Origin of the sequence: Paenibacillus sp. W2I17, from assembly GCF_030815985.1 — a bacterium.
Lineage (GTDB): Bacteria > Bacillota > Bacilli > Paenibacillales > Paenibacillaceae > Paenibacillus.
In genome coordinates this window covers 3,868,902-3,890,637 of the sequence record NZ_JAUSXM010000001.1, presented here as the reverse complement: position 1 = coordinate 3,890,637, position 21,736 = coordinate 3,868,902, and the positions used below count along the sequence as shown (strand labels likewise).

Below are 21,736 nucleotides of genomic sequence, written 5' to 3'. Positions count from 1 at the left end.
GATCCGGAGCGTGTTTTTTGTTGTGTCTGGAGTGGCCAGTGGATTGCACATTACAAAGAGATGAGGAAACGACATGAACGAGGGGATGTCTGGTGTCATTAAAATGGTATCCGCAGTTGTGGGGGCTGGCGCGGGGTACCTCTATGGAGGTTGGGGAATTTTGATTAATATACTACTGATTTTTGTTGTTGTAGATTGGGTAACTGGATGGGCTGCAGCCTGGATCAAACATGAGCTACGCAGCCGTGTAGGTTTTGAAGGGATTGCCCGGAAAGCGGCCATTTTTTTAGTGGTGACCATTTCGCATTTTGTGGATATCATCGTGACTGGAGGAACCGGAATCATCCAAGATGCTGTTGTCTTTTTCTATCTAGCTAATGAACTCCTGTCTATCACTGAGAACTTGGGACGCATGGGTGTACCTATGCCTGATGTCCTGCGTAATGCCGTCAAGATTTTTGAGTCTAAGAGTTCGGTACCGGAGAATCCAAATCTGCCAGATCCACCGAAAGAAGACCCAGATGTAACAACTCAAAAGCCTGCAGTTTAAGGAGGGATTACGATGCAACAAAGAAAAGAAAGTAATGTTCAAGGGATCGATGTCTCCCGTTACCAAGGCAAGATTGATTGGCTTCAGGTGAAAGCGGACAAGCGAGAATTTGTGTTCATCAAGGCCACGGAAGGCCAAACATACACTGATCCGAATTTTGTGACCAACGTTAAGGGTGCCTTGTCGGCGGGTTTGTTGGTTGGTACGTATCACTTCCTGAAGGCAACAACAGCAGCTGCAGCCAAGGCCGAAGCAGTCCATTACGTAAAATCCCTCGAGGAGATCGGCGGGGCAAAAGCGTTACAGTTACCGCCTGTGATGGACTACGAGAACAATCCTGAAGGGATCAGCAAGGCACAGATTAACATTGTGGCCAAAGCTTTTTTGACTGAGCTGGAGCGGCTGACAGGGATCAAACCGATCATCTATACGGGCAACTCATTCGCAAGCAATTTTGATACTGGTCTTTCCGGTTATGATCTTTGGATTGCACGTTATAGTAACACTCGTGTTCCGGATGATCAGCCCGCATGGAAGAGCTGGACCATATGGCAATATAGCGACTCAGGTAAGGTACCGGGCATTGCCGGCAACGTGGATCTGAATGAATTCAACGGCAGCCTATCGGATTTGAAGAAACGATACGGAAGGGAGCAAGACATGAGTAATCCATTTGAAGGGTACCGGCTCACAAGTCCGTTCGGAATGCGTAAGCATCCAGTAAGCGGCGTTAATAAGTTTCATCGTGGTGTTGACCTGGTTGTATCTCCTGCAGACGGGCCAATCTATGCTTTTGTGGCTGGAGAGGTTATTCACGCTAAAATGGGCGTGTCCGGATCCGGCTTCGGTAATTATGGAATAGTTGTGGCCATTAAGGACGACAAAGGTTGTCTGCACGTTTACGCCCATTTATCAGCTGCAGGCGTAAAAGTTGGCCAACAAGTAAAACGTGGTCAACTGATCGGTAAGCAAGGCAGCACAGGCATCAGCAGCGGAGCTCATTTGCATTACGAAGTTCGCAAAGCCTTCAGTCCGCAATATGGTTATACAGTCACAGAAGCGGGAGTTGTGGAGCCGACACAATACTTAATCAACTACTATGGGCAGACGCCCGTAAAGGAGGACAAGCCAGTGACACAAGAACGTGACATTAACGTTGTGAGCCCATGGGCAGCAGAGACATGGGCAGAAGTTACTGCCAATGGTTATTACGATGGTACGCGTCCTGGAGCAATGATTACACGAGAAGAATCTGGAATTGTGACGAACAGGCTAAGGAAAAATATCCTGAAGCTAATCGCAGGGATTAACGGAAACGTGGCTGACATGGATGAGCGACTGAAGAAGATTGAAGCAGAAGGATAATTGTATTAATAAAAAAACGAAATACGAAAGCATCGGTAAAAAAGCACTGCTGGCATAACGCCAGCAGTGCTTTTTATTGCTTATTTAATCTTTTTCTTTCGCTCTTTAATTATGGTTACAATACCAATACTTAATCCGCTAACACCCACAATTATCATTGAATATGTTACCAAGCCCATACATGCACCTCTCAATATAGATAATAGTATGCACGAATTAATATAAGTAAAAACATTTATTTCAAATCATTTTGAGCGCAATTACTTAAAAAAAGGGAGTCATGTGTTTTAAATTCAGAAAGAGATTGATACAGAATAGAAATGGATAGTTAGGGTGATATATTTGCAAATCCGAAAGCATCGGTAAATGCCCTGCCAGCGTTATGCTAGCAGTGCCTTTATTTTGTTTAGTGGCAAGATGTCCATGCACACAAGTAACCTTTGAATATGCCCGCTGGTTTGAACAACAGCGGGCGGTTCTCATTATATTTAATAATTTCTGGTAGTACTTCAAGAATAACTAGTGGATGTAATGGATAGACTTAAATTTGATCCATTAAATAGATGGTCAGCTATAACACACAACACGGAGCTATTCGTAGCTCCAGTATCGACTCCCGATCCTTTACTTAAAGGCACTACTAGCATAAAGCTGGCAGTGCCTTTTTTTATAATTATGGATTTCAAATCCCACAATTGTTAAAGTTAGGATATCCGATAGAAGAGAGGGGAATACTTAAATGGAAACTAAAGCAAATGGAATTCTCAAAAATTTGATTTACCTTGTTTTAATTATTGTGTTATTCGCAGTTGGATCTATGTTACTCAATAACCAACTTACGCAAGCCAGAACGAGATTTGATGTTAGTCCTTTTTTGATAACAATTATACCAATTGTTTTCTTCGGAGGTATTGGTGTGGTTCTTGGATTAATGATTAGAGGACAATTGAGATCAACAAAACAACAGGATACATCGGGTTTCCTACTGATAACTTTACCGGCTCTTATTGTTTCTTTAAGTTATGTATGGGCCTCATTTGGATGGTTAAATGATTCTATATATCAATATATTGTTGTTAATGACTATTTAGTGATTGTGGCTAGTGTAATCTTAGGATTCTCTATAATGTCAGCTTTACCAAAGAAAATTTAGGGTGATATTGGAATTTAATTGATTATTATGGTATATTTTATAAGAATATAAAAAAGGAAGAACAATAAGTGAAGAAGAAATTAGGATTGCTTGCTCTGTCTTTAGGATTAATTTTTGGGGTTACTGCCCAACCAACAGCCACGACTGCATCACCAGGTGGTACTCCATCTCCGCCTCAATTTGAATTCAATGCTTTAGTAACTGATGAAAATGGAAACAAACTTGATGTCGAACTTAAAGATGTGAAACAAGTGTCAACTCAAACTAATTCTAATGGATTATTGAGAACTCAAAACGCAGACAGTGAAACAACTGTTACTGAAAGTTACGAGGTTACTGTTTCTCTCCCTACTGATAATGATGCTATAAGCACTTTTGATGAAGGCGAGGCTGGTAAAACAGAGAATAATGTGAAAGCGTATATTGCTATTACTTATAACCATCGTAATAACAAGCAAGAAATTCAAATTACAAAATTTAGTGGTTATTGGGAACCAAAAAATTCATTTATGCTCGTTAGTAATAGATCGGCTTCAGTAACTGATGGAGTAGGTGTAGGAGTTGGAAAGGTTCTCAGTAATAATCCAACTTCTAATACCTTTAGTTATAATACAGGCTGGGGTTATGTGAATTGGTATCCTGACTCAACCGTTTCAGGTCCTAGAGGTAACTCTGAAGCAACTGTAACTGCTACAGGTATGGGCTCGGGCTACAATTTATTCTTATTCTATGCATTAACTAAATAATTGGACTTATAAATTATGAACGAGCCCCACTACTAAAAGTTAGTGGGGCTCTATTTTTAATTATAGAGTTTTATCAAGCAGCGTGTCCGGCTCATGTTTGTCTGCAGCTCAGCGGTAGCCTTGCGGCCTAGTAAACGTTTGACGATCCGGACCGCTTGATAGTATTTATAAGATTGAACTTTATAGTTATTATTATTCTCTATTTTTAATTGGCACGGACAAAGAGCAATGTTTTATTTCATCTAAAGGTACCCATTCAACACCATCCTGGTGTTTGACTTTCACTCTTTTTTTATCTGATGACATTTCAATCATTCCTATGTACTTCGAATTATCCTCAAAAACTAAACAAACTTCATACTGCTTGGCCTCAGCTAAAAGCAAATCCTTAATCATACTTTCCCTCCATTTCAATTATTTATTTACAGTTTAGCATTTGGTTATATATAGGTCAGGAGTAGAGATTAAATAAGATACAGAATGATATCAGCAGCCCCTCAAACACTTGATATGAAGAAAGAGCAGGAGGCATGACCTCGCTGCTCCTTGCTTTTTAACCCACTTCTTTAATTAAATCTTCATTGTTGTTTCTCACATTGCCGACTTCCTTCGGCACCTCATATGCTCTCATCTCAGAAGCTTGATATGGCTTAAGCAAGCCAAGTAGCGACTGAATATCATTATCTCTTCCAAGCCATTCCGCTTCATCCTCAGGTCTTAGGATGACCGGCATGCGGTTGTGGATGTCTTCCATCAGACTATTCGGTTCAGTAGTGATGATGGTGCATGTGCTTAGTTTGTTTCCGTCCGGATCTGTCCAGGTATCGTACAGGCCAGCAAGCGAGAATAAACGGTCATCCTTCATAAGGATACGCATAGGTTGCTTTGCTGAACCTTCCTTACGCCACTCATAGAATCCGTTTGTCGGGATAATGCAACGTTTGGAACTGATCAGGCGTTTAAAGGCTGGTTTCTCTGCCAGAGTCTCGGCCCGGGCATTAATCATCTTGTTTCCTATCTTATCATCCTTGGCCCAAACGGGTACCAGGCCCCAGCGGAGCGAACCCAATCGATTACCATCTTTACTACCGATAATCGTTGGAATGTGTTGCATAGGCGCTGCATTGTAATTAGGCTTGTACTCAAATCCATCAGCAATCGAAGCCATATATCGGTCCATTATTTGCTCGATTGGATCAGTAATCGTAAATCTACCACACATAAGAGATGCCTCCTTCTTAGAAGCTATACTATGTAATTTTACTCAAATCTTTGAGAATAGAAACGGGGAATTTGTGGGGTGTAATATTCAATAACATGGTTAGTTTAGGTATAACACTTGTCAGTCTCAATTAGATAAGATCACTAGCGTCATATTCAGGTTAGCTTGTAAAAATCAAAAAGCCCTGGCAGTGTTAATACTGCAGAGCTTTTCTGAATATGAGAGGGTGGACTAAATATTGAAATGTTGCTCAATATACTTAGTTTTAATTACGATTTGAATGGTCAGATACTCTTTTGCGCATTCCAGCTAGGCCTAGCAATCCAAGCAAACCAAGCCATCCCCAATCCATATCGTTGTCGTTATTTGTAGAGTTTGCTTGTACGCTGTTGTTTTGATAATTGTTGCTGGATTGCTGATTAACAGAAGCTTCTTGTGCCGATGCGGGTACAGCTAGTGTTGCCAACAAAAAAACTGAAGCAATAGCAGTTATTATTCGTTTCTTCATCATAATAACCTCCCTCCAAAATCGTGATGAATTTAATTTCTCCAAAAATTAATTCAATATTCCATCGGTATTTTATTACTTTTGAATATGTTGTTAATGAACATGGAACTATACATCTGATGGGAAATAAAAATATGAAGGAGCTGTTAGAATGGGAATATTAAGTGGCAATCCCAAAAATGAACCTATGCATTATGGTGAAATCTTCAGTGTGTGGCAATGTTCAACGGTTGCAAAAGGAGCTGTTTCCTTCTACGAAGCCTTTCTGAATCACGCAGGAGATAAGGATTTGAAAAAAATACTGGATGCATTAATTGATCAAGCTAAATTAGAAATCAAAGAGTGCGATACCCTCCTCACGGATAACGGAATCGCTTCAACACCTGCCTTACCACAAAGACCTCGGGTAAACCTTGAAGACATTCCTGTTGGTGCAAGGTTTACAGATCCTGAAATAGCAGCAAAAATTGCTTCTGACACTTCAATGGGACTAGTTGCTTGTAGTCAAGTTATGGGACAATCGATTAGAGAAGATATTGGAGCATTATTTGCGAAGTATCACATTACTAAAACTGCTTTAGGCTTACGGATTCTAGAGATGAGTAAAGAAAAAGGCTGGCTTATCCCTCCACCTCTTCAAGTAAAGTGACTATAAATGCATATTGATCGTAAATAGTACCCCGCTGGCATAACGTTGGTGGGGTACTTTTCTATAAATTTATTCATTTGTGAAGTACTACCGAAACTTAGATATATATTTTTTCAATTCACAAATTGTGCTTGGGAAGTCCTTGTTATAAAAGTGAAAAAAATGGAATTATTTGACGACATATACTATAATGGGCTCGGGAGTTGTGAGACTAAAGTAATGTTGAGGGGGACTATCAAGTGTCAAATATAATTTTTATTCCCGGGATTAAGGGTACTGAGCTTTTTTTAGATACAAACAAAAAGTGGTTTCCAAAGAATTTGGATGACCTGAAAGACTTACATATAGAGAACGATAATCTCGTTGTAGGTAACCCGATAAATTCTGTAACAGCCTTTACTACATTTACTGTAAATATATACAAGGGTATTTATGATAATTTTTCGGTTGAGGATGGCGAAATTGATTTTTTTGGTTATGATTGGCGCAAAGATATTCAGACCCATGTACCAGCTCTAGTGGATAGAATTAGAGATCTATCAAAAAAAGGAAAAGTCACTGTGGTTGCACATAGCATGGGGGGAATGCTCGCAAAAATAGCTATTCTTAAAATGGATGAACTTGGTTTAATGGATTGTATAGAAAATTTAATTACAATTGGGACACCTTGGGGAGGCTCACCTGATGCTTTTAAAGCTCTAGCATATGGGGAACCCGGTTTCTATGCAGAGTTTAAACCTATTTTTGGTTTATTATACTCATATGGTGATACCAGAAAGCTGGCCAGACAATGTCCGTCAGTTTATCAGTTACTGCCATCAGAAAGTTATTATAAAGATGAAACAGGTAAATTCATCAAATATAGAGAAACAAAAGAAGATTCACAATATATGGATGTAATCCAAAAAGTTCAAACGTTCTTTAATGAAGAGTACCAAGAAAATAATCCGGAATTTTCTGTAGTACCCGATGTTTGGCATGCATATATGAAACCAGTCCAAGAAGCTATGTTAAAGCCGATGCCTTTGGGGTTAAAGCACCATTGCATTGTTGGTCATAAGTTTCCAACTTTATGCAGTCTTCCTGATGGCACAAGCGAAAAATATAACAAATTCAAATTCAAATCTGATTTTACGAATGGAGACGCTGTGGTTCCTTTACTGAGTGGGATACCACAACATGAAGCGGATCTATACTATGTAAAAGGAGAACACGGTAAGCTCTGCTCTGATGAAGTTGTAATCAAACTCCTAAAGTCGTTATTAAATGAGCAATTAGATGCACTACCTAAAGGCGTTTCAAAGGAATGCAACATGAAACTTAAGTGGGAACTGAAGACAAGATTATTGTGTCCTATTGAAACAACTATTATGGACTCAGAAGGTAGATATGTTGCTGGTGCCTACGACACTGATATAGTTGAACAAAGTCCAATGCTGGATGAGACTGAAGTTAAGTATGTAAGTGTGGGCGATTCGCAATACATTTTCTTTGAAAAATTTAATGAAGATCTGACAATACAGATAAATTCCTATGAGACTGGTGTAGCCGATATTTCAGCAGAATACATGGATGAGGACGACAAAATAATAGAACTGGAGTTTGACCCATTACCAGTCGACAGAGGGCTTACGGCTTTAGTTACAATTCCTGTTAAAGAAAGAATAGAGTCTGCAAATATTCAGCGAAGAGGGAGCATAGTTTCAAATAAGCGTATTAAAACTATTGCTCGCGTAGAAACTGTAGAGAAGAAGCTCCCAGATAGAGCGAATTTGAAGGTTAGCGTTGCAACAACTGAGGATTCAAAAAAAGCATATCGTCGTGATGTTTTCAATGGCCAAGTTTTATTGACTATAGATTCTACCAACGACGAAATACTTGATAGATTATTTTTCTCCATAAACAATGCTACACCACAAGAGTATACTGCTCCAACTATCTTGAATCTTCCTTCAGGTATCTTTGAATTACAAGCATTCGGCAAAGACACATTTGATAGACCAATTAAAACTAAAACCTTTAAATTCACGATCGACAATGCTCAACCTGTCACAGAACTTAGTATGATATCGACCCCTGACGGGATGATCATTGATTTTGAACCTCATACAGTAGGTTCAAAGGTGAAAGACACTTTCTACAAAATTACTGTCGGGAGTGAATTAATTGCTGAAGGAGTTTGGGATGAAGAGCCTTTATCACTTCCTTGGGGAATTCTTAATATTGATTCGAATGCTAAAATAACAATTGAATATAATTCAATTTCTGAGTTTAATGTAGTTGAAGATTTAAAATCTTTAGAGATAGCTTTAGGAAATATTCCGCAATTAATGTGGGATGAGAATACTGGGTATGTAACTCCTGAGATTGTTTTGAATAACTTATTAAAATATACTTCAATTGATTTCAATTCATTTGAAATTTACGCTAACATAAAAAATACAGACAATATTAAATTAAATAAAAACAATCCAAGATTAACCCTGAATGAAGGTATTAAAGACAATGTTAAGAGTGTTCGATTTATCTCTGATTTGGTAAGCTTTGAAGTGATGTTTTTAGAGAAATATGGATTATATTTCATCGATTTTCCTACAGAGAAACTCAAAGTTGGAAATTCATATACTTTTTCTTTTGAACTTCTACCTGATCGTGGTGATGATCCAATTTTAAACACTAATCCTCAGGCTAGAATAAAATCACCTAAAGCAAGTAAAATTCCCGACAAACATCTTGAGATTAAACTTATAGATGGTAGATTTTACAGTTCTTTTCATGTGGATGAATCGTTTGTTCAATTTAAGAACAAACTGGTTATTACTGACGTCAAAAATACTCATCCACCTTTACGCGAAAGCACATTAATCACTAAAGAAGAATGAAAGGAAAGGTGATAATTATGCCAAATTGGTTGTGGCTTCAATTTGCACTGTTGCTGGTTTGGTTAATTATTGCATCGTTTTCCTATTACGGAGGGTTGTGGACTGCATCTGGACCTGTTGGTCGGAGGAAAATTTTGCAGTTTTTAATGCTTAAATTTATACCTTTAGCGTGGCTCACTTCTTCTTTAATGATTGGGTTATATTTCGTAGTTAAGAATTATCAATTCACAAAACTCTCTTTTTTTATGACTATAGCTTTACCTGTTGTTTCGCTTTTTATAATAATTTGTTCATTAGCTTACGAAAACAGTAAGTTAAAGAGAGAACAACAGGAAAACGAAAAAAAGATGGAATCGAAAAAAGATGAATGTGAGAAATGGATACGTTCCATCTCCTTTATTAATTCTCAAGATGTGACTTTAAAACTCTTTCTAAGCAATGACAAAGCGACAGGTAGGATTATCGTTACAAATGTAACTGAGGAGCAAAGTGAATTGATAAAAAACAGATACATGGATTCATTGCCTAAAGGAATTTATTTAGAAGTGATCTCTTGTGACGGGATTGTACATTAGTTATAGATTCAAAAACCCTTTCAAACTTATGCCTTGAGCCCAGTACATACTGGGCTTTTTTTCTTGTTGTATAAAGAACGTTTGTTCGCATATAATACAAACAAACGTTCGTATTGGAGGGATAAACATGCCGGTGAAATATTTAGGGTGGTTGGTTGAAATTATCTATGAGGATCAAAGCGGAAAGATCACGAAACGACGTATCCAGGTCAAAAGCATCCGTTCTGGAATGATCAAAGCTGATGATCTATTGTCGGGGCAGCCGCGGACATTTCGCGAATCCGGTTTACTAGCATGCTATCCGATCAGGACGACAGAACAGGGGGCTTAATATGTTATCTGATTACGAACGTAAAATATTGAGGATCTTGTTTAATTACAGTAGCGGCCGCAGACGCTTACCAACGATCCATGAACTTACGGTTAAGACGGGGAAGGGTAAGCAGGATGTTATGGTTGCTCTGGAAGGTCTAATCAAAGCAGAGTACATAAATTGGGATGATAAATCAGACACCAGCAATCTTGTTATCCTGGAAGGCTGGGAACGAGAATCGGAAAAGCCTAAGCTTCCCAAGGCACCGCCACCAGCGCAGTCAAACGATTTAAGTTACTGGACCCTATATTAAGGAGGAATGCAACGTGGCAAGCAAATTGACCGCCAATGGCGTTTACGAAGGATCAAGAATTATCCTTCCAGAACACAGGGAGGCATACTTGGTTCAAGAAGCACTACAAAGGCGCCGGGGGAAACCGACCCTTGATGAACAAGAAATGCAGCTCATTGAGGATGCGATTTTTGAATCGTACCAGGAATGCAAGTCAATTACCCTCACAGTGTTCAACCCGTTTGATGACGAGGTGCTGCGGGGTGTTGTCACATCAATTGATAAGCCGAATAGGCAGATCAAACTTGTCCGAGGGGAAGAAGATTACAGCTTCATTAAAATAGAAGAGATCATCAACGCAAGCATATAAATAGGAAGAGCCCGGATCTATTGACCGGTCTCTTTTCTTATGACTCTTCTACTGAATGTGAATAAGTATAGATATATGAACGCGAAAATGTTCATACTCATTATTTAGTACTCCTCCCAAAAATAGCGCCCTAGAAGGTTGCGAAGCTATTTGATATAATTCATACTAGACCAGGCGAAGTTATGGCTGCTTTACAGGAAACAAAACATCACCAAAAATCACAAGAAAATCACAATCTCTGCGAACGTGTGCGAACGTGGGCGGATGAAAATGTTAAAACCTATTCCGAAAATGGCTATGAGTATAGGCAAACGAACGTAGACGAACACAGACGAATGGAGGTGGGACATCGTACCCATGGAACCTATACTTATATTCAAAGCATTATCGAACGAGACACGTAGACAAATCTTGTTGTGGCTCAAAAACCCGGAGCAACACTTTCCACCGCTGGAACTATCACAGCATCCGGATGGTGGCAAGAACGGAATCTGTGTTGGCACGATTCAAGTGAAGGCTGGACTGGCTCAGTCGGTTATCTCCAGTTATCTGCTGACCATGCTCAAGGCAGGGTTGCTGCTCTCCGAGCGAAGAGGACAATGGACGTATTATCGGCGCAACGAAGAGACAATCCGTCAGTTTGCCGAGTACGTGCAGAACGAGTTATAAGCCGGATGCCGGAACGGAAGCTAGGATGCATATGCAAGCAGGGATTCCGTCCGGATGTAAACGGCTAGTTTATCATCACATCACCATATCCAGCTGCGATTTAATAAATCTATATATCTGGATATACAAAAATATAATCATCGAGGAGATTAAACGATAATGACTACAGAAAATACGGCTTCATCCCATAAAGAACACATCAACGACGTTAAGCTTTCCATCTTGGATCTGGCTCCTGTCGTAGTGGGTGCAACACCTGCTGATGCTTTGCGCAACAGTCTTGATCTGGCACAGCATGCTGAGCGTTGGGGATATCACCGTTACTGGGTAGCTGAACATCACAACATGCCGGGTATTGCTTCATCCGCAACTTCGGTTGTTATTGGATATCTGGCTGGTGGAACCAAAACGATTCGTCTGGGTTCAGGAGGCATTATGTTGCCCAACCATGCGCCGCTTGTCATCGCTGAGCAGTTCGGCACACTGGAATCCTTGTATCCTGGCAGAATTGACCTGGGACTGGGTCGCGCACCAGGTAGTGACCGTCGTACATCGCTTGCACTACGCAAAGATCTGAACAGTGGGGAAGATTTCCCTGAGTTATTGGCAGAACTTAGAGCATACTTTGATGCTTCGGCGACGTCTTATCATGCACCTGTTCGCGCAGTTCCTGGAGAAGGATTGAATATTCCAATTTACCTCTTGGGGTCCAGTGATTTCAGTGCACGTCTGGCAGGTCAGCTGGGATTGCCGTTTGCTTTTGCCAGCCACTTCTCGCCCGATTACACCCGGATTGCATTAGAGACGTATCGAAACAACTTCCAACCATCTGATAGCTTGAAGGAGCCACATGTTATTGTTGGTGTCAACGCTGTTGTTGCGGATACAGACGAGGAAGCAGCATGGCTGGGTACAACGATGCAACAGCAGTTCCTGAACATTATTCGTGGCACAACGGGATTGGTACAGCCTCCGGCAGAGATGGAAGGCAAATGGACGGATCGTGAGAAAGCTGGTGTGGAGCAGACGCTGAAGGCAGCTGTAAATGGTTCACCAGAAACCGTACGTGGGCAGTTGGAATCCTTCATTCGGCAGACGCAGGCAGATGAACTGATTATTACATCCATGATCTATGATCATAAGGCACGGCTGCATTCCTATGAGTTAATCGCACAATTAGCGGGAAAAGCTTAATCTTCATTTTCAGCGTTAAAGCTGGCTTAATGATAGGGTATAGCTATAAATTTACGGTTCGTCTCCCAGTGAGGCGGGCCGTTTTTGAATAGGGAGAATTTGCAAATGATTCGTGTGGGGCAGAAGACTCATTTTGGGGTAAAATGACTTTACCCGGTTTAATTTGAAACGGTTAATCAGTACCATACGTATAAATCCAGAGTGTTATACATATGTTGGCTTGTACAAGGTATTTTTTTTATTCGTGTGTATGGGCATTTATCTAGCTTTATAGTTAAGTTTTGATTAAGGGTCATAAGAGAGGACGACACGCCTATGGAGCAACCTGAGCAACCCCGCGTTTGGCCGGAGCGGTTCAAGCGATTTTTTCTTAACAACAAGTTTGTCCTATTTCTGCTGATTCTGCTGTTGGTGGGACTGAACGTGATGGTTCTGACCAAAGTATCCTTTGTTCTTCATCCGCTCGCAGTACTCATCAAAACCATTGTGCTACCTATTATTCTGTCAGGCATACTCTATTATCTGCTGAATCCGATTGTGGATGTGATGGAGAGGTGGAAAATTAAGCGCGGCTGGTCCATTCTAATCCTGTATCTTGCGATTGGAGGCATTCTGACCGTCGTAGTGCTGGCAGTCATTCCGGTTGTACGGAACCAGATTATGGGGCTGATCGAAAATTTCCCAACATACAGCGAGACGGTAAAACAGCAGTTCGAGGAACTCACGGGCAGCCAACTGTTCGGTCAGTTCCAGGAAACGGTGAATCTGAATTCGCAGGACTGGTGGGGAACAATCTCCCAAAAGGCTACTGAAATTCTGAACTCGACCTGGACCAAATTGGGCGGATTCCTTGGAGCTTTCACTGAGACCGTGCTGTCTATCGTAACGGTTCCATTCATTCTGTTCTATCTGCTGAAAGACGGCAAGAAGCTGCCAGCGAAAATTCTGTCTTTCCTGCCGATCAAGAGCCGTACGGGCGCAATGCATGTGCTGGAAGACATCAATCACCAGATCAGTTCATTCATTCGTGGACAGATTATCGTCAGCTTCTGCATCGGTATTCTACTCTACATCGGTTATATGGTCATTGGTCTGGATTATGCACTGATTCTTGCCATTATCGCCTCGTTCACGAGTGTTGTTCCGTATCTGGGACCAGCAATTGCAATTACACCTGCGTTGATCGTGGCCCTGGTTACTTCGCCGGTGATGCTGCTGAAGATGGTTGCCGTATGGACAATCGTGCAGTTAATCGAGGGTAAATTCATCTCACCACAGATCATGGGCAAAACGCTGAAGATTCATCCCATCACGATTATCTTTGTCATTCTGACTTCGGGTAATCTGTTTGGAGTCGTGGGCATTCTGCTCGCTGTTCCAGGATACGCGGTGCTGAAAGTATGTGTATCACATATCTTCAACTGGTTCAAGGACAGATCCGGCCTGTATGATCCGAACAAAAACAATCTTTTATGACCAAAGTGGCAAGCTCCAATGGATAGTTAATCAGAAGATATAGTCACTTTGTATCCTGTATAAAACGGTACCCTTACCAAGAAGAACCCCCGTCCATCGGCATATAGCCGAGAGGCGGGGGTTCTTCTTCATGAACAAGCTTGGCTGCTGCCTAGCTGTGTTTGATATGCTGGAGCGTTTGCAGGAAAATCTGCTCAATGTGAGCATCATCCAGAGAGTAGTACACGGTCTTGCCTTCCTTGCGTCGCTTGACGATCCGCATGTTGCGGAGAGAACGCAGCTGGTGTGAAATGGCCGACTGTCCCATGTCGAGCAGAACCGTCAGGTCATGAACACATAATTCCTTCTGTAACAGCGCATCAATAATACGTAGACGTGTGGGGTCGCTGAATGCCTTGAACCAATCTGCCATCTCGGAAGACGTCTCCCGATCTATGAGTGAAGTGCGAATCGTCTGCACGTCGGCTTCAGTGCCTGAGCAGGCTGCATCACATTCGCTTGGTGCTTTAACCGGTTGTTCCATTTCCTATCACCGCCTATGTTAACAACTATAGCTCTATTATATCCAAAACCCGCCTAAAGCGAAATGATTACTATTAGCATAATCTGTATGAAAAATCAACAACGATTGTTGACACTCATGTTTAGGCGTGCATATAATAGGGGTAACTAAACATATGAATGAGTGCTCATATATTGAATACAATTGAAATATAACATCGTTTTTGTACTGCAAAGGGGAGAATTCACATGGGAACCGGACAGGAACAGGTGAAAAGGGAACTGCTGCTTGATGGACTGGATTGTGCGAACTGCGCATTGAAGATCGAAAATGGCGTCAAAAAAATTAAGGGCATTAACGAATGCTCTGTCAATTTTGTTACCAAAACATTATCGCTACACACCACTTCCGACATGGATGAACAGGTAGTGGAAGAAGCGAAGCGCAAAGTGCTTCGGCTGGAGCCTCATATTCGCATTTCGGAAAAAGGAAAACAGATGAACGGACATGTGCACACCCATACAGGGAGTGCAGTTGGTGCGCATAAACACCGTCATGACCATACTGGACATGATCATGGACACTCACATTCACATGGCAAACACTCGCATGAACATGGTGCAGGACAGACAAAAGTGTTGCTTGCTCGTCTTGCTGCAGGTTCTGTGTTGCTCGCAGCCGCAATCTGGTCGCCGCTGGAGGGCTGGGCACAGTTTACTCTATATGCGCTCGCATATCTGATTGCCGGGGGAGATATCGTGCTCCAGGCGTCCAAAAACATCATCCGCGGTCAGGTATTCGATGAATACTTCCTGATGTCCGTCGCTACCTTGGGTGCCTTTGCGATTGGAGAGTATCCAGAAGGGGTAGCGGTTATGCTGTTTTATCAGCTCGGGGAGCTGTTTCAGGGCATGGCGGTTAATCGGTCACGCAAGTCGATTCAAGCGCTCATGGACATTCGCCCTGACTACGCGAATATCCTGACGGGTTCGGGTGACGAGACACGGCGTGTATCTCCGGAAGACGTACGGATTGGTGATCGTATTGTCGTGAAAGCAGGAGAGCGAGTACCGCTGGATGGTATCGTTAGAGCTGGGCGTTCCATGGTGGACACTTCTGCTCTGACAGGTGAATCCGTACCTCGTGAATTGGAGCCCGGAAGTGATGTACTGAGTGGATTTGTGAACAAAAATGGTATGCTGACAATTGAAGTTACCAAAACGTTTGGTGAATCAACGGTATCCAAGATTTTGGACCTGGTGCAGAACGCGAGCAGTCGGAAAGCGAAAACAGAACATTTTATTAGTAAATTTGCTCGTTATTACACACCGGTTGTTGTTATCCTTGCAGCCGTGATTGCATTTGTTCCGCCGTTGATACTTAGTGGTGCAACATTTGCCGATTGGATCTATCGTGCATTGGTCTTCCTGGTTATCTCATGCCCTTGTGCGCTGGTGGTTTCTATTCCACTTGGATTCTTTGGTGGTATCGGAGCAGCTTCACGTAACGGGATTCTTGTCAAAGGCAGTAACTACCTTGAAGCGTTGAACGATGTGAAAGTCGTTGTTTTTGATAAAACGGGTACACTAACCAAAGGTGTATTCAAAGTAACAGCCATTCGTCCCGAAGGTGGACGTACGGAAGAAGAACTGATGAAGCTGGCAGCCATTGCGGAAGCCAACTCCAATCATCCGATTGCCGAATCCATTCGCGTAGCTTGGGCCAAGGCCATTCCTACGCAAGGTGTGGAAGGTTATGATGAGGTTGCCGGACACGGGATTAAGGTGAGTGTCGATGGTCGGGAAGTGCTGGCAGGCAACGCCAAATTAATGAAGCAGGCAGGTATATCCTATACCACACCAGAGACGACAGGAACGATAGTTCACGTGGCTGAAGCTGGCACGTATGTTGGTCATCTGATCATTGCCGATGAAGTCAAGGATGATGCAGCCGCGGCCATTCAGGCGCTGAAGAAACTCGGCATCCGCAAAACGGTCATGCTGACAGGTGATGCCAAAGCCGTAGGTGACGCGGTAGGACGTGAGCTGGGTGTGGATGAGGTATACGCTGAATTGTTGCCACAGGATAAAGTCGAACGACTGGAGCAACTGGAAGCTGCCAAATCTCCGAAGGAAAAAATGGTGTTTGTCGGTGACGGTATCAACGATACACCTGTACTGGCGCGCGCCGATGTGGGCGTGGCCATGGGTGGGCTCGGCTCGGATGCCGCGATTGAAGCGGCTGATGTGGTCATCATGACCGATGAACCGTCGAAACTAGCGAGTGCAATCCGCATTGCTAAGCGTACACGAATGATTGTATGGCAAAATATCGCGTTTGCTTTGGGGGTTAAAGCGATCTTCCTGCTACTCGGTGTGTTCGGCATAGCTACCATGTGGGAAGCGGTATTCTCCGATGTCGGTGTCACGGTGCTGGCCGTCCTGAACGCCATGCGTGTACTTCGTGTGAAGAATATCTAAGTTTACGAAACGATCCAGGCGGCTCTTCGTATATACGTAGAGCCGTTTTTATATTTTTATGTAGATAAGTCTAACTAGACATTTACACGAGAACGGAGAGGACAGAGATAACCTGAAGAAGCGAAGATACCATCGCAGGTTATTCTGTCATCGGAGTGTCAGTGTAAGCAGGTCTAAGGAAGACAACAGTGAAGGGGAGAACGTTTTGACAGGAGCAGTAGTAGGGATCATTATCGGAGTGTGTTATTTCATTCTGGGGTTCATGGTGTTCAAAAAACCACCAAAAATGATTAACGGAATATATGGGTATCGGACCCCGCGCGCAATGAGTAATCCCGAGTTGTGGAACGAAGCGCAAAGTTATAGCGCCAATCTAATGATGCAATTTGGTGTGATCATTACGATATTCGGCATTATCGGTTTCTGGCTTACAGATGTACGAGCTTTGGTGCTGAGTCTGGTTGCTACAGGATTTTATACGTTCAGATTGTTTACCAGAGTTGAAGGCCGGTTGAAGCAAATGCAGCGTGCTCAACAGCAACAGCAACAGAATGAGCAGAACGTTTAAGGTAAAATGAATGAATAGTGTACAGAGGAAGACCTGCGTGTGAAGCGGGTCTTTTTTTTATTGAAGATAGAGAAGTGAAGAGGCTGTTAAACTTGCTAAACTTCATACATGAAATCTAACGTTGACGTTAACGTTAATTTTATATATAATTATGTACATAACATTATAGACATATGGAAGAGGTGAGGGAAATGAGTTTATATAAAATCGACGACGTAGCCAAGGAATGTGGTTTGACCAAGCGAACCATTCGGTATTATGAAGAGATTGGTGTCATGCCTTCACCTCAGCGGACAGATGGCGGTACGCGGTTATACACTCGGGAGGATATCGATTATCTGAAGAAGGTGGTTCGCGCCAAAGAGGTACTTGGATTCTCCCTTCAGGAGTTACATACCTATGTGGCAACGGCAGATGCCTTGAACGAACAACGTTTTGACTACCAGCAGACGACCGAGGTAAGAGAACGGATCGAGAAGCTTACCGCGATGGAAACAACGCTGGATGGTCAGCTGCAACTGATTGAGCAGAAACTTCAGAGCATACATGCCGTACAGACTGAACTGGAAGAGCTACGTGAACGCGTTCGGAGCGGTATTCAGAAGTTACAGGCACATGATCCGCAGGGTGATGAAGACGGCTAACCGAATTAGCATCTAAAGTTTAATAAACAAAACTGTATACACATAATCGCTACATGGAGTGAGCACCATAGTACCTGTGGCGATCCTGTACAAACACCGGATGTTTCGGTGTCATTTGTGCCGTTTTGTTACCTCTAATTCTGAAAATGCATAGAATGTTTTCATTATTTTCACGGTTGTTTTCAAATAAAAAGATTCACCACATAAATTATTCACAGGAGGAATTACGTATGAAAAGAGAGCCATCATTACCGGACGAATTGCCGTCATCACGTGGGGGCCTGTTATCCCAACCGCGAGCGGTATGGGCGGTTGCCTTTGCATGTATCATATCCTTTATGGGTCTGGGTCTGGTTGACCCGATTCTGCCTGCGATTGCAGATCAGCTGCATGCTTCGAAAAGCCAGGTGTCACTACTATTTACCAGTTATAACGCTGTAACCGGGGTAGCGATGCTGATTACAGGTGTCGTATCCAGCCGGATTGGTGTGAAGTGGACGCTGCTCAGCGGTATATTGCTGATTATTATCTTCTCGTTCCTCGGCGGTACCTCAGACACGGTAGGTGCACTGGTTGGTTACCGTGGCGGTTGGGGACTGGGTAATGCCTTATTCATCGCAACGGCGTTATCTGCCATTGTGGGATTGTCCACGTCGGGGACAGCCAAGGCAATTATTTTGTATGAAGCAGCACTTGGTCTCGGGATTGCGGTTGGACCGCTGCTTGGTGGTGAGCTAGGTTCCATCTCTTGGCGTGGCCCGTTCTATGGGGTGGCTGTTCTGATGGCAATTGCGTTTATAAGCATTACATTTATGCTGCCCAAAATGGCCAAACCGAAAACACGCAGTTCTTTGTCCGATCCGTTCAAAGCATTAAGTTATCCTTCATTGAAAACATTGGCGATTACCGCCTTTCTGTATAACTTTGGTTTCTTTACCTTGATGGCTTATTCACCATATGTCATGAATCTGGATGAGCACGGCCTGGGTTACGTATTCTTTGGCTGGGGACTGATGCTGGCGATTACGTCTGTATTCGTCGCACCAAGATTACAACGCCGATTCGGATCGGTTCCGTCCATGAGTGTCATGCTTACATTGTTCGCGATTGATCTGGTTGTTATGGCAGTAGGTACGGTGATGGGTTCACCAACTACCGTTATTATTGCAGTCATTGTAGCGGGGATTTTCCTTGGGATTAACAACACATTGATTACAACGGCTGTTATGGAAGCTGCACCTGTGGAGCGTTCTGTTGCTTCTGCTGCATACAGCTTCGTTCGTTTCCTGGGTGGTGCACTTGCTCCATGGCTTGCAGGTAAATTGTCCGAGTGGTTCCTGCCGGAAACGCCGTTTTATTTTGGCGCATTAATGGTTCTGATTGGTGTCGTGGTACTGCTGGTACGCCGTCATCATCTGCGGGATATCGATTCTGCTATTACATCACATTAATTCACAGGAGGAATTGCAATGTTGAAACATATATTGGTTGCTGTTGATGGTTCGGATCATGCGCATAAGGCTTTGGAGCAAGCACTGATCCTGGCTGAAGATATGAAACATCCCGCAAGTCTGTTGATCGTGCATGTTAATCCGGCTATCTCTATCAATGAACCTGCATTGGGTGTTGATCTGGAAGCTCGTATTGCCGAAGAAGGGCAACATATTATAGAACCGGTGACCAGACAGCTGTCTGGACGGGACGTTGCGTATGAAACACTGCTGATTGCAGGTGATCCCGTTAATGAGATCTGCCGTGTGGCGCGTGAACGAGATTGTGGAATGATTGTGATGGGTACAGGCGGGAAAGGCATGCTCGCAGAGATGATCGTGGGCAGTGTCAGTCATGGCGTGTTAAAACATGCAGAATGCCCCGTCCTGACGGTTAAATAGGTTGTGAAATCCTTTATAATGCAATAGCTCAAGATCGCCACAATGGCTCATCAGGTACGTTACAAGCCATGATTGCCGAACACCGTAGTGGGTTGATGGCACGGAAATAGTGTATAAATAGATTAAGTTCAATAGGCTCTAAAAGGATGGAGGATGCAGCATATGAAAAAACAACATCTGTTTATCGGGGGCAAGCTGACCGAATCTGTAGATTATAAAACACTTCAAGCACCATACTCCGGGGAAACGCTGGCAGAAGTCTCTTCGGCTTCAGCCGAGGAAGCGGAGGCTGCTGTTGCAGCTGCGGTTCAAGCTGGGAAGGCAATGCGCCAGATGCCTGCACATCAGCGTGCAGATATTCTGTACAAGTTGTCCTCCATGCTTGAAGAACGCAAGGAAGAAGCAGCGCGAATCATAGCGCTTGAAGCGGCGAAGCCAATTACGGCAGCACTGGCTGAGGTTGACCGGACAGTGGAAACGTATCGTTTTGCCGCCGAAGAAGCCAAGCGGCTGACCGGAGAGACGGTTCCGATGGATGCAGCCAAAGGTGGAGAAGGGCGTATCGGCTATACGATGCGGCAACCTCTAGGTGTCATCGGTGCGATTACACCATTTAATTTTCCAATGAACCTGGTAGCTCACAAGGTAGGCCCAGCGCTGGCAGCGGGCAATACGATTGTTCTCAAACCTGCGGAGCAGACCCCTCTGTCTTCCTATTACATCGCTAATCTGCTTCAGGAAGCCGGATTGCCGGATGGTGCACTGAACGTGGTGAGCGGTGATGGCAAAACCATTGGTGATGTGCTTGTTGAGCACCCTAGTGTTGCTCACATTACGTTTACAGGCAGTCCAGCGGTAGGCACGAGCATTCGTAGCAAAGCAGGACTCAAACGCGTGACACTGGAGCTTGGGTCGAATGCAGCGGTGATCGTGGATAAGGACGCAGACCTGGACAAAGTGGTTCCTCGATGTGTGACCGGAGCTTTCACGTATCAGGGACAGGTATGTATCTCGCTACAGCGAATCTACGTACATCGTGACATCTCGGAAGAATTCATCCGGCGTTTCGCTGAAGCGGCTAAACAAGTGGTGGTCGGAGACCCGCTGAGCCCGGATACGGTGGTCTCTGCGCTGATTACTTCCAAGGATGTACAGCGTACACTCGACTGGATTGAAGAAGCCAAACAGGCAGGGGCTGAAGTGGCAGCAGGCGGTCAAGCTGAAGGAGGCGTTCTGCGTCCAACGGTACTGATTAACGTTCCGCGTGATGCCAAGGTATCCTGTCAGGAAGTGTTTGCACCCATCGTTGTGATCAATACGGTAGATTCCGTTGAAGAAGGTATTGAACATGTTAACGATTCGATATACGGGCTTCAGGCAGGCGTATTTACAAACGATATCAACACCGCCCTCCATGCTGTCGATCAGATCGAAGCAGGCGGAGTTATGATTAATGATATTCCGACGTTCCGAGTGGATCACATGCCCTATGGTGGGGTGAAACAGAGTGGGATTGGGCGTGAAGGTGTAAAATATGCTGTAGAGGAAATGACGGAATTGAAGTTTGTTATGTTTAACAAAGGGTGATGCTCTTCCATTCTTTTACTCAATATACCGTATGCCAATGAAAACATAACTACACACTCCTGTGCCAGAATAATGGCACAGGTTTTTTTTTATATGAAG

The 21,736-nt window shown here is 43.3% G+C and carries 23 protein-coding genes; 19 read left to right on the top strand and 4 right to left on the bottom strand.

The features are described 5' to 3' along the window. Positions 1–73: 73 nt before the first annotated feature. The 4 genes from QF041_RS17220 to QF041_RS17205 all read left to right on the top strand — a co-directional run bounded on the left by QF041_RS17220 (position 74) and on the right by QF041_RS17205 (position 3,814). Positions 74–550, top strand: a complete 477-nt coding sequence (locus QF041_RS17220) for a phage holin family protein (RefSeq protein WP_307415069.1) — start codon at positions 74–76, stop codon at positions 548–550. A 12-nt stretch (positions 551–562) separates the two neighbouring features. Then, entirely contained in the window at positions 563–1,915 is a 1,353-nt protein-coding gene (locus QF041_RS17215; RefSeq protein WP_307415068.1) for a GH25 family lysozyme, read from the top strand. A 739-nt stretch (positions 1,916–2,654) separates the two neighbouring features. Beyond that, positions 2,655–3,068 (top strand): hypothetical protein, encoded by a 414-nt coding sequence (locus tag QF041_RS17210; protein ID WP_307415067.1) that lies wholly within the window; start codon positions 2,655–2,657, stop codon positions 3,066–3,068. 68 nt (positions 3,069–3,136) lie between these two features. Beyond that, complete coding sequence (locus QF041_RS17205; RefSeq protein ID WP_307415066.1) at positions 3,137–3,814, top strand: hypothetical protein; 678 nt, start codon at positions 3,137–3,139, stop codon at positions 3,812–3,814. A 192-nt stretch (positions 3,815–4,006) separates the two neighbouring features. Here QF041_RS17205 and QF041_RS17200 read toward each other — a convergent pair whose 3' ends face one another. The 3 genes from QF041_RS17200 to QF041_RS17190 form a co-directional block, all read right to left on the bottom strand. Next, on the bottom strand, positions 4,007–4,210 hold the full coding sequence (locus QF041_RS17200; protein WP_145322983.1) for a hypothetical protein: 204 nt from the start codon (positions 4,208–4,210) through the stop codon (positions 4,007–4,009). A 157-nt stretch (positions 4,211–4,367) separates the two neighbouring features. Beyond that, positions 4,368–5,036 (bottom strand): SOS response-associated peptidase, encoded by a 669-nt coding sequence (locus QF041_RS17195; RefSeq protein ID WP_307415064.1) that lies wholly within the window; start codon positions 5,034–5,036, stop codon positions 4,368–4,370. Positions 5,037–5,301: 265 nt separating this feature from the next. Next, complete coding sequence (locus QF041_RS17190; protein ID WP_307415063.1) at positions 5,302–5,547, bottom strand: WGxxGxxG family protein; 246 nt, start codon at positions 5,545–5,547, stop codon at positions 5,302–5,304. 148 nt (positions 5,548–5,695) lie between these two features. Here QF041_RS17190 and QF041_RS17185 point away from each other — a divergent pair, with 148 nt between their 5' ends. The 9 genes from QF041_RS17185 to QF041_RS17145 all read left to right on the top strand — a co-directional run bounded on the left by QF041_RS17185 (position 5,696) and on the right by QF041_RS17145 (position 13,964). Continuing rightward, a complete protein-coding gene (locus tag QF041_RS17185) occupies positions 5,696–6,193 on the top strand; it encodes a DUF3231 family protein (RefSeq protein WP_307415062.1) in 498 nt (165 codons plus the stop codon). A gap of 239 nt (positions 6,194–6,432) precedes the next feature. After that, on the top strand, positions 6,433–9,075 hold the full coding sequence (locus QF041_RS17180) for a lipase/acyltransferase domain-containing protein (RefSeq protein ID WP_307415061.1): 2,643 nt from the start codon (positions 6,433–6,435) through the stop codon (positions 9,073–9,075). Positions 9,076–9,092: 17 nt separating this feature from the next. Beyond that, entirely contained in the window at positions 9,093–9,650 is a 558-nt protein-coding gene (locus QF041_RS17175; RefSeq protein WP_307415060.1) for a hypothetical protein, read from the top strand. A gap of 127 nt (positions 9,651–9,777) precedes the next feature. After that, entirely contained in the window at positions 9,778–9,981 is a 204-nt protein-coding gene (locus QF041_RS17170; protein WP_307415059.1) for a hypothetical protein, read from the top strand. 1 nt (position 9,982) lies between these two features. Continuing rightward, positions 9,983–10,276 carry a hypothetical protein gene (locus QF041_RS17165; protein ID WP_307415058.1) on the top strand — a complete coding sequence of 98 codons (294 nt, stop codon included), beginning with the start codon at positions 9,983–9,985 and terminating at the stop codon, positions 10,274–10,276. A gap of 13 nt (positions 10,277–10,289) precedes the next feature. Further along, positions 10,290–10,625 (top strand): YolD-like family protein, encoded by a 336-nt coding sequence (locus QF041_RS17160; protein WP_307415057.1) that lies wholly within the window; start codon positions 10,290–10,292, stop codon positions 10,623–10,625. Positions 10,626–10,982: 357 nt separating this feature from the next. Further along, positions 10,983–11,294: an ArsR/SmtB family transcription factor gene (locus tag QF041_RS17155; RefSeq protein WP_036668255.1), complete on the top strand. Its 312-nt coding sequence runs from the start codon at positions 10,983–10,985 to the stop codon at positions 11,292–11,294. A gap of 159 nt (positions 11,295–11,453) precedes the next feature. After that, positions 11,454–12,488, top strand: a complete 1,035-nt coding sequence (locus QF041_RS17150) for an LLM class flavin-dependent oxidoreductase (protein ID WP_051449565.1) — start codon at positions 11,454–11,456, stop codon at positions 12,486–12,488. Between the two features lie 315 nt (positions 12,489–12,803). Next, positions 12,804–13,964, top strand: coding sequence for an AI-2E family transporter (locus tag QF041_RS17145; protein WP_047841385.1), 1,161 nt, complete (start codon positions 12,804–12,806; stop codon positions 13,962–13,964). A 151-nt stretch (positions 13,965–14,115) separates the two neighbouring features. On the opposite strand, the gene QF041_RS17140 is transcribed toward QF041_RS17145, so the two are convergent. Next, complete coding sequence (locus tag QF041_RS17140) at positions 14,116–14,487, bottom strand: ArsR/SmtB family transcription factor (RefSeq protein ID WP_036614212.1); 372 nt, start codon at positions 14,485–14,487, stop codon at positions 14,116–14,118. A 227-nt stretch (positions 14,488–14,714) separates the two neighbouring features. On the opposite strand from QF041_RS17140, the gene QF041_RS17135 reads away from it, so the two are divergent. The 6 genes from QF041_RS17135 (at position 14,715) to QF041_RS17110 (ending at position 21,637) form a co-directional block, all read left to right on the top strand. Then, positions 14,715–16,946, top strand: a complete 2,232-nt coding sequence (locus QF041_RS17135; protein WP_307415056.1) for a heavy metal translocating P-type ATPase — start codon at positions 14,715–14,717, stop codon at positions 16,944–16,946. Between the two features lie 205 nt (positions 16,947–17,151). Continuing rightward, positions 17,152–17,514, top strand: a complete 363-nt coding sequence (locus QF041_RS17130) for an SdpI family protein (RefSeq protein ID WP_307415055.1) — start codon at positions 17,152–17,154, stop codon at positions 17,512–17,514. A 191-nt stretch (positions 17,515–17,705) separates the two neighbouring features. Continuing rightward, on the top strand, positions 17,706–18,158 hold the full coding sequence (locus QF041_RS17125) for a helix-turn-helix domain-containing protein (RefSeq protein WP_101315043.1): 453 nt from the start codon (positions 17,706–17,708) through the stop codon (positions 18,156–18,158). Positions 18,159–18,388: 230 nt separating this feature from the next. Next, on the top strand, positions 18,389–19,609 hold the full coding sequence (locus tag QF041_RS17120) for an MFS transporter (protein ID WP_307415054.1): 1,221 nt from the start codon (positions 18,389–18,391) through the stop codon (positions 19,607–19,609). 18 nt (positions 19,610–19,627) lie between these two features. After that, positions 19,628–20,050 carry a universal stress protein gene (locus tag QF041_RS17115; protein ID WP_307415053.1) on the top strand — a complete coding sequence of 141 codons (423 nt, stop codon included), beginning with the start codon at positions 19,628–19,630 and terminating at the stop codon, positions 20,048–20,050. A 162-nt stretch (positions 20,051–20,212) separates the two neighbouring features. Further along, positions 20,213–21,637 carry an aldehyde dehydrogenase family protein gene (locus QF041_RS17110; RefSeq protein WP_307415052.1) on the top strand — a complete coding sequence of 475 codons (1,425 nt, stop codon included), beginning with the start codon at positions 20,213–20,215 and terminating at the stop codon, positions 21,635–21,637. The last annotated feature ends 99 nt before the right edge of the window (positions 21,638–21,736 follow it).

Bases quoted from the DNA above. Each gene is read 5' to 3' on its own strand.
- QF041_RS17200 (WP_145322983.1), bottom strand. From the start codon at position 4,210: ATGATTAAGGATTTGCTTTTAGCTGAGGCCAAGCAGTATGAAGTTTGT.
- QF041_RS17125 (WP_101315043.1), top strand. From the start codon at position 17,706: ATGAGTTTATATAAAATCGACGACGTAGCCAAGGAATGTGGTTTGACC.
- QF041_RS17215 (WP_307415068.1), top strand. From the start codon at position 563: ATGCAACAAAGAAAAGAAAGTAATGTTCAAGGGATCGATGTCTCCCGT.
- QF041_RS17170 (WP_307415059.1), top strand. From the start codon at position 9,778: ATGCCGGTGAAATATTTAGGGTGGTTGGTTGAAATTATCTATGAGGAT.
- QF041_RS17155 (WP_036668255.1), top strand. From the start codon at position 10,983: ATGGAACCTATACTTATATTCAAAGCATTATCGAACGAGACACGTAGA.
- QF041_RS17140 (WP_036614212.1), bottom strand. From the start codon at position 14,487: ATGGAACAACCGGTTAAAGCACCAAGCGAATGTGATGCAGCCTGCTCA.
- QF041_RS17190 (WP_307415063.1), bottom strand. From the start codon at position 5,547: ATGATGAAGAAACGAATAATAACTGCTATTGCTTCAGTTTTTTTGTTG.
- QF041_RS17115 (WP_307415053.1), top strand. From the start codon at position 19,628: ATGTTGAAACATATATTGGTTGCTGTTGATGGTTCGGATCATGCGCAT.
- QF041_RS17195 (WP_307415064.1), bottom strand. From the start codon at position 5,036: ATGTGTGGTAGATTTACGATTACTGATCCAATCGAGCAAATAATGGAC.
- QF041_RS17185 (WP_307415062.1), top strand. From the start codon at position 5,696: ATGGGAATATTAAGTGGCAATCCCAAAAATGAACCTATGCATTATGGT.
- QF041_RS17135 (WP_307415056.1), top strand. From the start codon at position 14,715: ATGGGAACCGGACAGGAACAGGTGAAAAGGGAACTGCTGCTTGATGGA.
- QF041_RS17145 (WP_047841385.1), top strand. From the start codon at position 12,804: ATGGAGCAACCTGAGCAACCCCGCGTTTGGCCGGAGCGGTTCAAGCGA.
- QF041_RS17165 (WP_307415058.1), top strand. From the start codon at position 9,983: ATGTTATCTGATTACGAACGTAAAATATTGAGGATCTTGTTTAATTAC.
- QF041_RS17120 (WP_307415054.1), top strand. From the start codon at position 18,389: ATGAAAAGAGAGCCATCATTACCGGACGAATTGCCGTCATCACGTGGG.
- QF041_RS17110 (WP_307415052.1), top strand. From the start codon at position 20,213: ATGAAAAAACAACATCTGTTTATCGGGGGCAAGCTGACCGAATCTGTA.
- QF041_RS17220 (WP_307415069.1), top strand. From the start codon at position 74: ATGAACGAGGGGATGTCTGGTGTCATTAAAATGGTATCCGCAGTTGTG.
- QF041_RS17210 (WP_307415067.1), top strand. From the start codon at position 2,655: ATGGAAACTAAAGCAAATGGAATTCTCAAAAATTTGATTTACCTTGTT.
- QF041_RS17150 (WP_051449565.1), top strand. From the start codon at position 11,454: ATGACTACAGAAAATACGGCTTCATCCCATAAAGAACACATCAACGAC.
- QF041_RS17175 (WP_307415060.1), top strand. From the start codon at position 9,093: ATGCCAAATTGGTTGTGGCTTCAATTTGCACTGTTGCTGGTTTGGTTA.